This window comes from Agrobacterium sp. CGMCC 11546 (assembly GCF_013365515.1).
GTDB classification, from domain to species: domain Bacteria; phylum Pseudomonadota; class Alphaproteobacteria; order Rhizobiales; family Rhizobiaceae; genus Agrobacterium; species Agrobacterium fabrum.
Genome location: NZ_CP047387.1, coordinates 998,579 through 1,011,980, shown reverse-complemented (window position 1 = coordinate 1,011,980; position 13,402 = coordinate 998,579). Strand labels below are relative to the sequence as shown.

The window sequence follows — 13,402 nt, the reverse complement described above, 5'->3', positions numbered from 1 at the left end:
CGCCGCTTTCAGTATTTTTCGGGAGAGGCCGATTTAAGTCCGCGGCGGCGAGAATACCAGACACGTTTCCGGCAAGATGCAGCGACAAAACCCGATACACTTCCGCAAGCGGCCCCTTATATCCATACCTATCGTGGCCTGCGACAGCCAGTCTGATCGGTTGTTTGCGTGCCATCGCGCGCATTCCGCTTAATCCACCACCTGATGTGGAACCTGCCACAGGCTTTTTTGGTTCGCCACATGCTGAAAGCCTGCACAGGAGGAAACCATGGAGGCGAGTGCGAAGAAGCTCTTCGAGCGATATGAACGATTTTTCAACACATCTCTCAAAGGTGACATGAATGCGGAGGAGATCGGATCCCTCTATGCATCCGACTTCATCACCGCTTCCCCAGCCGGTGTCATGACCGGAAAAAACGATGACAACCTCAAGGAGGCCATGACGAAGGCTTATGAGCGTTATCGGGTCATAGGAACGGAGGGAATACGTATCCGCGATATCCGCATTTCCGCCATCGATGACCATCATTGTATTGCGCATGTGTCCTGGACAGCGAACTTTACCCGAAAAGGCCAATCGAATGTCGCAATCGATTTCGACGTTCATTATTTCGTTCAGACACTGGATGGCGAACCGAAGGTTTTCGGCTGGGTATCGGGTGACGAGCAGGCGCTCCTGAAGGAACACGGTATTGCCTGACGGTCCAGAACGATGGACACCATCTTTGCCGGATTGAGGAAACAGCATCGTGTTTTCATTTCAGCGGTTGCAGGCGCTTGCCCCGCGACCCTGCAATCTCTATAGAGCGCAGGACCGAATTCCGCGGCACTCCTGAGGCGTGTTCACAGCGAATGGAGCGCACGGATCAGCATTCGGGCGTTCCGGGCATTTTCACGGGAAAATGCGGCGCCCGTCAGGAGGCAAACCGCATGGTCTTCTTCCCCCATCGCCATCTCCTCGGCATCAAGGGGCTTTCCCATCAGGATATCACCCTGCTTCTCGACAAGGCCGACGAGGCGGTGAAAATCAGCCGTCAGCGCGAGAAAAAGACCTCGACGCTGCGAGGCCTGACGCAGATCAACCTGTTCTTCGAAGCCTCGACGCGCACGCAATCCTCCTTCGAGCTGGCCGGAAAGCGCCTCGGCGCAGACGTGATGAATATGTCGGTCGGCAATTCCTCGGTGAAGAAGGGCGAAACGCTGATCGATACCGCGATGACGCTGAACGCCATGCGCCCGGATGTGCTGGTGGTTCGCCATTCGTCGGCAGGTGCCGCAGCGCTGCTGGCACAAAAGGTCGCCTGCTCCGTGGTCAATGCCGGGGACGGCCAGCATGAGCACCCGACACAGGCGCTGCTGGATGCGCTGACCATCCGCCGCGCCAAGGGCGAGCTTTCGGGTATCACGGTGGCGATCTGCGGTGACGTGCTGCATTCGCGCGTCGCCCGCTCCAATATCATTCTGCTCAACCAGATGGGTGCGCGCGTGCGGGTCGTCGCCCCCGCCACGCTTCTTCCCTCCGGTATCCGCGACATGAGCGTGGAAGTCTTCAACGACATGAAGGAAGGGCTGAAGAATGCCGATGTGGTGATGATGCTGCGCCTGCAGCGTGAGCGCATGTCCGGCTCCTTCGTGCCTTCGGTGCGCGAATATTTCCACTATTACGGTCTCGACGCCGAAAAGCTGAAAGCGGCGAAGGAAGATGCGCTGGTCATGCATCCCGGTCCGATGAACCGTGGCGTGGAAATCGCCTCCGAAGTGGCGGACGGTCCGCAGAGCGTCATCGAAAGCCAGGTGGAAATGGGGGTTGCCGTGCGCATGGCCGTCATGGAAACCCTGCTTGTCTCGCAAAACCAGGGTGAGCGCGTATGAGTGCCGTTACCGTTCTCAAGAACCTCCGCATCGTCGATCCCTCCCGCAATCTGGATGAGACCGGCAGTATCGTCATCGGCGCCGATGGTACCATTCTCGCCGCCGGCAAGGATGCGCACAATCAAGGCGCGCCTGATGGTGCGACGGTGCGCGACTGCAAGGGCATCGTGGCCGTTCCCGGTCTGGTGGATGCCCGCGTCTTTGTCGGCGAACCCGGCGGCGAACACCGCGAGACCATCGAATCCGCCTCGCGCGCGGCAGCGGCCGGCGGCGTCACCAGCATCATCGTGATGCCGGACACCGATCCTGTAATCGATGACATCGCGCTGGTCGAATATGTGAAGAAGACGGCCCGCGACAAGGCAATCGTCAATGTCCACCCGGCAGCGGCCCTGACCAAGGGCCTCCGCGGCGAGGAAATGACCGAGTTCGGCATGTTGAAGGAAGCCGGTGCGGTGGCCTTCACCAATGGCCGCAAGGCGCTTTCCGACACGCTGGTGCTGCGCCGCGCCATGACCTATGCCCGCGAACTGGGGGCTGTGATCGCACTCGAGACCCGCGATAAATATATCGGCGGTGGTGATATGAACGAGGGGCTTTTTGCAAGCTGGCTCGGGCTGTCAGGCGTTCCGAAGGAAGCCGAGATCATTCCGCTGGAGCGTGACCTGCGCATTGCCGGCCTGACGCAGGCGATCTACCACGCCGCCAAGATTTCCGTACCGGAATCGGCAGAGGCGATCCGTATCGCTCGGCAGCGGGGTGTGAAAGCCACCTGCGGCATCTCGATCAATCATCTGACGCTCAACGAAAACGATATCGGCGAATACCGTACCTTCTTTAAGCTCTCGCCGCCGCTGCGCGCCGAAGACGACCGCAAGGCGATGGTGGAGGCGCTGAAGGACGGCACGATCGATATCATAGTTTCTTCGCATGACCCGCAGGATGTCGATACCAAGCGCCTGCCGTTTTCGGATGCGGCGAGCGGCGCGGTGGGGCTGGAAACCATGCTGGCGGCGGCGCTGCGCCTCTACCACAGTGGCGAAGTTCCGCTGATGCGGCTGATCGATGCGCTTTCTACCCGCCCGGCGAAGATATTCGGTCTCGACGCTGGAACGCTTAAAGCCGGCGCGAAGGCCGATATCACCCTGATCGATCTGGATGAGCCATGGCTCGTGGCACGCGACCAACTGGTGTCGAAATCCAAGAACACACCGTTTGAGGATGCCCGTTTCAGCGGCCGTGCTGTGGCCACTTATGTGGCTGGCAAAGCCGTTCATTCCTTGGCATAAGATCACGGCAAGAGATCACGCGGACAGCGCGACAGAGGGGACATTTCAATGAGTGCTTTGACTGACTGGCAGACGGCGCCTGCCCTTCTCGCGCTGGCAGCGCTGATCGGCTATCTGCTGGGCTCCATCCCCTTCGGCCTCATCCTCACCCGCATGGCGGGGCTGGGCGACGTGCGCAAGATCGGTTCGGGCAATATCGGCGCCACCAATGTGCTGCGTACCGGCAACAAGAAGCTCGCCGCCGCGACCCTGCTGCTTGATGCGCTGAAGGGCACCGCGGCGGTGCTGGTCGCCAATGCGCTCTGGGGTTACGAGGCGTCGCTGGTCGCCGGTTTCTTCGCCTTTCTCGGCCACCTGTTTCCGGTGTGGCTCGGCTTCAAGGGCGGCAAGGGCGTCGCTGTCTATATCGGCGTCCTGCTTGGCGCGGCCCCGCTGATGATGCTGGCCTTCGCGCTGATCTGGCTCGCAACCGCGTTCATCACCCGCTACTCTTCGCTGTCGGCACTGCTGGCCATGCTGATCATTCCCGTCGCGCTCTGGGTGCTCGGACCTGAAAAGACGGCCCTGCTGGTGACACTGCTTAGCGTGATTTCCTGGTGGAAACATCGCGAAAATATCAGGCGTCTTATGGCCGGCACCGAAAGCAGGATCGGTCAAAAGGGCTGAACCCCATCTTGAGGATATGCCATGCCGCATGAGGAAACGACACGGCAGGGCATAGAGCTTTCCGCGCGGCAGCGAGTCGCATGGCTGCGGCTGATCCGCAGTGACAATATCGGCCCCGTCACCTTCCGCGAACTCATCAATCATTTCGGCAGCGCCGAAAAGGCGCTGGATGCCCTACCCGAGCTTTCAAAGCACGGCGGCTCTTCGCGCCGCTTGCGGATCGCCACGCCGTCGGAGGCGGAAGGTGAAATCGAAACGGCCGAAAAATTCGGTGCGCGTTTCATCGGTATCGGCGAACCGGATTATCCGCCTGCCCTGCGGCAGATGGATGGCGCGCCGCCGCTGATCGCCATGAAGGGATCGGCGGATGCGGCGACAAGAGCCTGCGTCGGCATCGTCGGTTCGCGCAACGCGTCCATCAACGGCGCGAAATTCGCCGCCATGCTGGCACGCGACTGTGGGCGTGCCGGTTATTCAATCGCATCAGGACTGGCGCGCGGCATCGATGCGGCCGCGCACCGGGCAAGCCTTGCAACCGGCACGGTGGCGATGCTGGCCGGCGGTCTCGACCGCCCCTACCCGCAGGAAAATTTCGGGCTTTTGCAGGACATATACGATCAGGGCGGCGCGACGATCAGCGAAATGCCCTTTGGCTGGGAACCGCGCGCCCGCGATTTCCCGCGCCGCAACCGGTTGATCGCGGGCGTTTCGCTCGGCGTTGTCATCGTGGAGGCGGCAGAGCGTTCGGGTTCACTGATCACGGCGCGGCTTGCCGGCGAAGCGGGCCGTCTGGTTTTTGCCGTGCCCGGCTCCCCGCTCGATGCACGCTGCGAAGGCACCAACCGGCTGATCAAGGAAGGCGCCATGCTGACCACGGGCGCTGCCGATATTCTCGAAGCGCTGCGACCACTGATGGAGCCGCAATTGCCCTATGACCGCAAGATCGAGGAACCGCGCTCCGACGAAGACATGTCACCGCCCGGAGATGATGAGCGCAGCGTCATCGCTTCCGCACTCGGCCCCTCGCCCGTCGAGATTGACGACATCATCCGCCATACGGGCTTTTCCGCGGCCGCGGTTCATCTGGTACTGCTGGAGCTCGATATAGCCGGGCGTCTAAACCGGCATGCCGGGGGGCGTGTTTCGCTGTTCGTCGCGGATTGACAGTTTGCGTCGCCCGCTCTGGATATCGCCGACTTCGACATAGGCCATCTCGATCAGGTAACATAGCATGTCGGCGCCCTCGCGGCTGGCGACCTGGCGCAGCTCCGCCAGCATCTGGCGAATGTAAGCCAAGCTCTCTTTGGTCCCTTCATTATCGGCATTATTGTTTGTTGCGTTCGGGACCATATATTTATCCTGAAAAGTCAGCCTGAAACGGGAAGCATTAAGTCTGCTAAAATGATGTTGCCCATCATAACCAATTTACCAAAGATTGCAATACAACGATAGATTATCCATAGGTTGCAATTGCCTGAGAGTGAGAAAATCGGGCTTGCCTCTTGACCCGCGGGCATTACCTGTCCATGTCGAATTATAAAGAAGGCCAATTGCGGCACCGCGCCGCGACCGGGGCCACGTTAACGGACCAGTTCCAGAGAAGAACAATATGAATGTCGTTGTCGTAGAATCTCCTGCCAAAGCCAAGACGATCAACAAGTATCTTGGTTCGGGCTACAAGGTTCTTGCATCCTTTGGTCACGTCAGAGACCTTCCCGCCAAGGACGGATCGGTGCTGCCCGACCAGGATTTCGAAATGTCCTGGGAAGTCGACAGCGCATCTGCCAAACGCATGAAGGATATTGCCGATGCGGTAAAATCCTCTGATGGCCTTTTTCTCGCAACCGACCCTGATCGCGAAGGTGAGGCCATTTCCTGGCACGTTCTCGATCTTTTGAAGAAGAAGCGCGTTCTCGGCGACAAGCCGGTGAAGCGCGTGGTCTTCAACGCCATCACCAAGAAGGCGGTTCTGGACGCCATGGCGAACCCGCGCGACATCGACGTGCCGCTGGTCGACGCCTATCTCGCCCGCCGTGCACTCGATTATCTCGTCGGTTTCAACCTCTCTCCCGTTCTGTGGCGCAAGCTGCCGGGCGCGCGTTCCGCCGGCCGTGTGCAGTCGGTTGCGCTGCGTCTTGTCTGCGACCGTGAATCCGAGATCGAGCGTTTCGTCTCCGAAGAATATTGGAACATCAGCGCGCTTTTGAAGACACCGCGCGGTGACGAGTTCGAGGCGAAGCTGGTTTCGGCCGACGGCAAGCGGCTGCAAAGCCGCGGGATCAAGACCGGCGAAGATGCAAACCGACTGAAGGCGCTGCTGGAAGGCGCGACCTATGTTGTCGACACGGTCGAGGCGAAGCCCGTCAAGCGTAATCCCGGCCCGCCCTTCACCACCTCGACGCTTCAGCAGGCTGCGTCTTCGCGCATGGGCTTTGGTGCCTCGCGGACGATGCAGGTGGCGCAGAAGCTTTATGAAGGCATCGATATCGGCGGAGAAACCGTCGGCCTGATCACCTATATGCGTACCGACGGCGTACAGATAGCACCGGAGGCGATCGATGCTGCCCGCCTCGCCATCGGGGAGCAGTTCGGAGAGCGTTACGTGCCGGAAAAGGCGCGCTTCTATTCCACCAAGGCCAAGAACGCCCAGGAAGCGCACGAAGCGATCCGTCCGACTGATTTCACGCGCACGCCGGACCAGGTGAAGCGTTATCTCGATGCCGACCAGCTGCGCCTTTACGACCTGATCTGGAAGCGCGGTATCGCCAGCCAGATGGCGTCCGCAGAGATCGAGCGAACAACGGTCGAAATCCTCGCGGACAAGAACGGTGAAAAGGCCGGCCTGCGCGCCGTCGGTTCCGTCATCCGGTTCGACGGCTTCATTGCCGCCTATACCGACCAGAAGGAAGATGGCGAGCAGAGCGACGACGGTGACGACGAAGGCCGTCTGCCGCAGATCAATGCGCGCGAAAATCTCGCCAAGCAGAAGATCAATGCCAGCCAGCATTTTACCGAACCGCCACCGCGTTATTCGGAAGCCTCGCTGATCAAGAAGATGGAAGAGCTCGGCATCGGCCGCCCTTCCACCTATGCCGCGACGCTGAAGACGCTGAGCGACCGCGAATATATCGTCATAGACAAGCGCAAGCTTATCCCGCATTCACGCGGACGACTGGTGACGGCTTTCCTGGAGAGCTTTTTCACCAAATATGTCGAATACGATTTCACCGCAGCACTCGAAGAAAAGCTCGACCGCATTTCCGCCGGCGAGCTGGACTGGAAGCAGGTGCTGCGCGATTTCTGGAAGGATTTCTTCGCGCAGATCGAAGATACCAAGGAACTGCGCGTTACCAACGTGCTCGACGCGTTGAACGAGGTTCTGGCACCGCTGGTCTTCCCCAAGCGCGAGGATGGATCGGATCCGCGCATCTGTCAGGTTTGCGGCACCGGCAATCTTTCGCTGAAGCTCGGCAAATACGGCGCTTTCGTCGGTTGCTCCAACTATCCGGAATGCAATTACACCCGCCAGCTCACCTCCGATGGTGCGGAAGCGGACGCTGCGGCCTCGAACGAGCCGAAAGCACTCGGTGCCGATCCGATGACCGGCGAGGAGCTCACGCTTCGCTCCGGCCGTTTCGGACCCTATATCCAGCGCGGCGACGGCAAGGAAGCCAAGCGTTCGTCGCTGCCCAAGGGTTGGAAGCCTGAGGATATCGACCACGAAAAGGCGCTGGCGCTCATCAACCTGCCGCGCGATATCGGCAAGCATCCGGAAACTGGCAAAATGATCTCTGCAGGTCTCGGCCGCTACGGACCCTTCCTTCTGCATGACGGTTCCTATGCGAACCTCGAAAGCATCGAGGACGTGTTCTCGATCGGCCTCAACCGCGCCGTGACCGTCATTGCCGAAAAGCAGGCCAAGGGACCGGGCCGCAGCGGCACGCCGGCGGCGCTGAAAGAACTGGGCGACCATCCCGATGGCGGTGCCATCACCGTCCGCGACGGGCGTTATGGCGCTTACGTCAACTGGGGCAAGGTCAATGCCACCATTCCGAAGGGGCAGGACCCGGCCTCAGTGACTCTGGACGAGTCGCTGGTGCTGATCGCCGAGCGCATCGCCAAGACCGGCACCGGCGGCAAGCCCGCCAAGGCCAAGAAGACCACCGCCAAGAAGGCCGATGGTGAGGCAGCGGCAAAGCCGAAAGCCACCAAGGCCAAGGCGGCAACCAAGAGCAAGGCGGCCGCCAAGCCGAAGGCAGCGGCCAAAACCAAGAAGGCAGCAGAGTGAGCAAGGCGCCACGTCAGAGACAGGGTTCCGCCAGTGACGGTTTCGGACGCACCGGGCGCGGCAAGCGGGTGAGCGAAGGTGAAGGCATCATCCATGGCGAGGTGCCTTCCCGCGAAGTGCTGCTGAAATTCATCGCGGACCATCCGCAGCAGGCCTCCAAACGCGAAATCGCCAAGGCTTTCGGGCTGAAGGGCGAAAACCGCATCGTTCTGAAAGCGCTGCTGAAGGAACTCGAAGTCGATGGCATGGTGCACAAGAGCCGCAAGTCGCTGACGCGGCCGGGTGGTCTGCCGCCCGTCACGGTTCTCGACATTACCACCCGCGACAAGGACGGCGAATTGATCGGCCGGCCGGCGGAATGGCCGGAGGATATGGGCGCGGCACCGGCCGTTCTCATCCGCCAGTCCTCGCAGGATCGCGGCAAGAAGGCTCCCGCCGCCGGTCTCGGTGACCGCATTCTGGCAAAGATTTTCCCTTCCAAGGACACCGTCGGCCCGGCCTATACGGCCCGTGTCGTGAAACTGATCGACCGTCGCCAGAACGCGCTGCTCGGCGTGTTCAAGCAGACGGAAGGCGGCGGCGGACGGCTGATGCCGATCGACCGGCGTGGCGAAGAAATGGTCATCGATCCCGATGGCGTCGGCGATGCCAAGGACGGCGATCTGATCGAGGTGGAAACCTCGCGCAATAGCGGCCGTTACGGCCTGACGCGGGCAAAGGTTCTGTCCGTCGTCGGTTCGGTCGCCTCGGAAAAGGCGATCTCGATGATCGCCATTTATGCGCATGGCATTCCGCATATCTTCCCGCCAAATGTCTTGGCGGAAGCGGATGCGGCCAAGGCCGCGACCATGTCGCACCGCGAGGACTGGCGCGACCTGCCGCTCATCACCATCGATCCGGCCGACGCCAAGGACCATGACGATGCGGTCTATGCCGAACTGGACCCCTCGCCCGACAATCCTGACGGTGTCATCGTCACCGTCGCCATTGCCGATGTCTCCTGGTATGTGCGGCCGGGCGCGCCACTCGACCGCGAGGCGCTGAAGCGCGGCAACTCGGTCTATTTCCCCGACCGTGTCGTGCCGATGCTGCCGGAACGCATCTCCAATGATCTCTGCTCGCTGAAGGAAGGCGTCGACCGCCCTGCCCTTGCCGTGCGGATGACCTTCTCCAAGGAAGGCCGCAAAGCGGGCCACACGTTCCATCGCATCATGATGAAGAGCGCGGCCAAGCTCTCTTACCAGCAGGCGCAGGCCGCCATCGACGGAAACCCCGACGACAAGACCGGCACGCTGCTGGAGCCGATCCTCAAGCCGCTGTGGCATGCCTATGAAGTGATGAAACGCGGGCGCGACCGCCGCCAGCCGCTGGAACTCGACATGCCGGAGCGCAAGATCCAGCTGCGTCCCGATGGCACGGTGGACAAGGTCGTCATTCCCGAACGCCTCGATGCGCATAAGCTGATCGAGGAAATGATGATCCAGGCGAATGTTGCCGCCGCCGAAACGCTGGAAACGAAAAAGCAGCGGCTGGTCTACCGCGTGCACGACGCGCCGACGCTGACCAAGCAGGAGGTGCTGCGCGAATTCCTTGGTACCATCGGCATTTCCATGGCCAAGGGTGTGGCGATGCGCGCCAATTCCTTCAACGGCATTCTGGCGCGTGCCATTGATACGCCGCATCAGATCATGGTCAACGAGATGGTGCTGCGCAGCCAGAGCCAGGCAATCTACAGCCCTGACAACATCGGCCATTTCGGCCTCAACCTGATGAAATACGCGCATTTCACCTCGCCGATCCGCCGTTATGCCGATCTGATCGTGCATCGCGCACTGGTGGGCTCGCTGGGGCTAGGCGAAGGCGGCATCACGCCACAGGAAGAGGCGACGCTGGACGATATCGCCGCGGAAATCTCGACCTTCGAGCGCCGCGCCATGGCGGCCGAGCGCGATACCGTCAATCGGCTGATTGCGCATCATCTGTCGGAACGTGTGGGCGAGGAATTCGAGGGCCGCGTCGGCGGTGTCACCAAGGCGGGACTATTTGTCGCGCTGCCGCAGTTTGGCGCTGATGGATTTGTTCCTATATCTACACTCGGAACCGATTATTTCTTCTACGATGAAGCCCATCAGGCTCTGACGGGGGAAAAGACCGGTCTCGGTTATCAGCTTGGCGACACGGTTCAGGTACGGCTTGCGGAAGCGGTGCCGCTTGCAGGCGCATTGCGTTTTGAAATGCTGAGCCCGGGGCGTAAGATGCCGGTCGGCTCGCGGTCGTTCCACAAGGCGGGCCGGCGGACATCGCGTCCTGGCGCCAAGCCCGGGACGCGGCCGCCGAGAGGACGACGCTAACAAGACCGCGAAGCGGTTCAAGAACGGGAGAAGGACTTAAGGATGAGTGCACATCAGGGCTCGGAAACGGTCACCTTCGGAGACAGCAGCGCGGAGAGGCCGCTTGGCCGCTCGATCATGCGGGGCATGGCTAACCGCTGCCCGGCCTGCGGCAGCGGTCGCCTGTTCCGTGCATTCCTGAAGCCGGTGGATGCCTGTGCGGCCTGCGGTGAAGAAATGCATCATCACCGTTCGGACGACCTGCCGCCTTATATCTCCATCGTCATCATCGGCCATATCGCCGTTGGCGGCTTCATGATGACGGATATGATCCTGAACATTCCCATGTGGGCGCATTTTGCCATCTGGGTGCCGATCACCATTCTGGCTGCACTTTTGACGCTGCAACCCATCAAGGGCGGCGTTATCGGCCTGCAATGGGCGTTGCGGATGCACGGCTTCGACCGAAAACAACCAAAAGTGCAGATAGACGGCTCTTCTCACTGACCGTGGGCCGGACTTTGCATGAACCTCAGCGCGCCCGGGATGCCGAGACGGTGAACGCGCCCCTGCGGCCGCGCGATGCCGCCTCACTCATCCTGTTCGACCGTTCCGGCCCGCAGCTCAGGGTGCTGATGGGTCAGCGCAGCAACGCCCATGTCTTCATGCCGGGCGCTTACGTGTTTCCGGGCGGCAAACGCGATCCGCGCGACCATGCGCTGCCCTTTTCCGGCGATCTGCATCCCGCCGTCCTCCGCAGCCTCACCGCTTCCGCGGCGCGCCGTCTCAGTTCCGCCGGTGCAAGAGCTCTGGCGCTTGCGGCTGCGCGTGAGCTTTTCGAGGAAACGGGCGTGGATCTCGGATTGGGCACCGGAGGTCCGGATCTTTCCCGTTTCAGATATGTTGCACGCGCCATCACGCCGCCCGGCAATGTGCGGCGCTACGACACGCGGTTCTTCTGCTGTTATAGCGACGAGTTGGGGCTCGATGTCCGGCTAACCCGTGATTCCGATGAACTCTCCAACGTGCAATGGCTTGACATGACAGACCTTTCCGGTCTGAACATGCCCAAAATCACACGCACGGTTCTCGAAGATGTCACAAAACTCATGATAGGTGATCCCTCACTGCCATTTGAAAGCCCCGCGCGGCTCTACGTCACGCGCCACGGCCGGTTCATTCGAGAGTTTGTATAAAGGCCGTCATGTCACAAATGAAATGCGAAGAAGCGGACGCCATCCACTGGCCCTCACTGATCGCCGCAATTTCCGCCATCAGTGCAGTCGGTGTCGCCATCGGCCTTGGGCTGCCGCTGCTATCGATCATTCTTGAAAAGCGCGGCATCTCCTCGACCATGATCGGGGTGAATTCGGCAATGGCCGGCGTTGCGGCCATGATGGCGGCTCCGGTCACCACCAAGATCGCCCATGATTTCGGCGTGGCGCGAACCATGCTGCTCGCCGTGGTTATTTCGGCGCTGAGCGCGCTCTGCTTCTATTTCGCCGATGCCTTCTGGATGTGGTTTCCGCTGCGAATCGTTTTCCACGGCGCCACCACCACGCTGTTCATTCTCTCCGAATACTGGATCAACATGACCGCGCCGCCGAAAAAACGCGGCATGGTTCTCGGCATCTACGCCACAGGCCTTGCAGTCGGTTTCGCCGTTGGCCCGTTGCTGTTTTCCGTCGTCGGCAGCGAAGGCATCCTGCCCTTTATCGTCGGCGCCGCGATCATCCTTCTGGCCGCCATCCCCATCTTCATGGCGCGCGGCGAAAGCCCGGAACTGGACGAGCACCCCAATCATCATTTCATCCGTTACGTCTGGCTGGTGCCGATGGCATCGGCTGCAGCTTTCGTGTTCGGTTCGGTGCAGGCAGGTGGCCTGTCGCTCTTTCCCATCTACGCCACCCGTGAAGGTTTCAACGAATCGCAGGCAGCCCTTCTGCTGACGGTGATGGGGATCGGCAACATGGTCTTCCAGATACCGATCGGCCTGCTTTCCGACCGGCTGAAGGATCGGCGCACCCTGCTCGCCCTGATGGCCTTTGCGGGCGTTTGCGGCACGCTGGCATTGCCGCTTCTGGTGGATAGCTGGATATTGGTGGCGGCGCTGCTGCTGTTCTGGGGTGGCCTCGTCTCCGGCATGTACACGGTCGGCCTGACCCATCTCGGTTCACGACTCAAGGGGGCCGATCTGGTCTCCGCCAATGCCGCCTTTATCTTCTGTTACGCCATGGGTACGATCGCCGGACCGCAGGCCGTCGGCATTTCCATGGATGTTGCGGGCACTGACGGTTTCGCCTGGGCGCTTGCCGTATTTTTCGGGCTTTACGTGGTGCTTTATGGGTTCCGTTTTGTTTTCCGGGCAAAACAGGCTTGACTTTTTGGGCGCGATACGTAGTTTCGCGCCAGATTTAGCCGAGGTGAGAAGCGCCTGCGGCTTCTCATTTGTTTAAAGGCAGGACGACCATGGCGAAAGCTACAACAATCAAGATCAAGCTGCTGTCGACAGCCGACACCGGTACCTTCTACGTCACCACCAAGAACAGCCGTACGTTCACGGACAAGATGACGAAGACGAAGTATGACCCGGTTGTACGCAAGCACGTTGAATTCAAGGAAACCAAGATCAAGTAATGTCTTGATCGGTTCTCCGGCAAATAGCGCGCCCAATGGGCGCGTTTTTTGTTTGTGCTGCAGGAAGAAAGCCACTCCGACGTTCTTCGCTTCCACAGGCTTCCCTATCGTGGAAATAAAGGCAGAGCCTCCCCACACGCCCGCGGAATTGCTGCCGCCATTGGCAAAGCACGCGTGAAGGCACTGAGGGGCAAGAGCCTGCCGCCCGCTCAATAAACAAATCGCCAAGATATTCGCAGGCATTCACGAAGGCTGCTGCAAGCACCCCCGTGCCTATATCCGCCCCTGCCCCTTTATCGACGTCGCACAGCCATGCCAGA

At 60.5% G+C, this 13,402-nt stretch carries 12 protein-coding genes; 11 read left to right on the top strand and 1 reads right to left on the bottom strand.

Going from position 1 to position 13,402, the window contains the following annotated elements; translation table 11 throughout:
- Window positions 1–268 precede the first annotated feature (268 nt).
- From GSF67_RS05065 to dprA, 5 genes are all read left to right on the top strand, one after another.
- Window positions 269–700, top strand: a complete 432-nt coding sequence (locus tag GSF67_RS05065) for a hypothetical protein (RefSeq protein WP_006312655.1) — start codon at window positions 269–271, stop codon at window positions 698–700.
- A 230-nt stretch (window positions 701–930) separates the two neighbouring features.
- Window positions 931–1,872, top strand: a complete 942-nt coding sequence (locus tag GSF67_RS05060) for an aspartate carbamoyltransferase catalytic subunit (RefSeq protein WP_010971534.1) — start codon at window positions 931–933, stop codon at window positions 1,870–1,872.
- On the top strand, window positions 1,869–3,161 hold the full coding sequence (locus GSF67_RS05055; RefSeq protein WP_006312659.1) for a dihydroorotase: 1,293 nt from the start codon (window positions 1,869–1,871) through the stop codon (window positions 3,159–3,161). Before GSF67_RS05060 ends, GSF67_RS05055 begins: the two co-directional genes overlap by 4 nt.
- A 48-nt stretch (window positions 3,162–3,209) precedes the next feature.
- Complete coding sequence (gene plsY / locus GSF67_RS05050; protein WP_006312660.1) at window positions 3,210–3,827, top strand: glycerol-3-phosphate 1-O-acyltransferase PlsY; 618 nt, start codon at window positions 3,210–3,212, stop codon at window positions 3,825–3,827.
- Window positions 3,828–3,848: 21 nt separating this feature from the next.
- Entirely contained in the window at window positions 3,849–4,991 is a 1,143-nt protein-coding gene (gene dprA / locus GSF67_RS05045) for a DNA-processing protein DprA (protein WP_006312661.1), read from the top strand.
- On the opposite strand, the gene GSF67_RS05040 is transcribed toward dprA, so the two are convergent.
- Window positions 4,944–5,177: a hypothetical protein gene (locus GSF67_RS05040; protein WP_006312669.1), complete on the bottom strand. Its 234-nt coding sequence runs from the start codon at window positions 5,175–5,177 to the stop codon at window positions 4,944–4,946. The genes dprA and GSF67_RS05040 overlap by 48 nt on opposite strands.
- Before the next feature lie 259 nt (window positions 5,178–5,436).
- Here GSF67_RS05040 and topA point away from each other — a divergent pair, with 259 nt between their 5' ends.
- The 6 genes from topA (at window position 5,437) to rpmG (ending at window position 13,082) form a co-directional block, all read left to right on the top strand.
- Complete coding sequence (topA, locus tag GSF67_RS05035) at window positions 5,437–8,115, top strand: type I DNA topoisomerase (protein WP_006312670.1); 2,679 nt, start codon at window positions 5,437–5,439, stop codon at window positions 8,113–8,115.
- Entirely contained in the window at window positions 8,112–10,466 is a 2,355-nt protein-coding gene (gene rnr / locus GSF67_RS05030; protein WP_006312671.1) for a ribonuclease R, read from the top strand. Before topA ends, rnr begins: the two co-directional genes overlap by 4 nt.
- A 42-nt stretch (window positions 10,467–10,508) precedes the next feature.
- On the top strand, window positions 10,509–10,952 hold the full coding sequence (locus GSF67_RS05025; RefSeq protein WP_006312672.1) for a DUF983 domain-containing protein: 444 nt from the start codon (window positions 10,509–10,511) through the stop codon (window positions 10,950–10,952).
- Window positions 10,953–11,014: 62 nt separating this feature from the next.
- Entirely contained in the window at window positions 11,015–11,641 is a 627-nt protein-coding gene (locus tag GSF67_RS05020; RefSeq protein ID WP_035215230.1) for an NUDIX hydrolase, read from the top strand.
- A 17-nt stretch (window positions 11,642–11,658) separates the two neighbouring features.
- Window positions 11,659–12,825: an MFS transporter gene (locus GSF67_RS05015; protein ID WP_162688197.1), complete on the top strand. Its 1,167-nt coding sequence runs from the start codon at window positions 11,659–11,661 to the stop codon at window positions 12,823–12,825.
- An 89-nt stretch (window positions 12,826–12,914) separates the two neighbouring features.
- Entirely contained in the window at window positions 12,915–13,082 is a 168-nt protein-coding gene (rpmG, locus tag GSF67_RS05010; RefSeq protein ID WP_003496403.1) for a 50S ribosomal protein L33, read from the top strand.
- Window positions 13,083–13,402 lie beyond the last annotated feature (320 nt).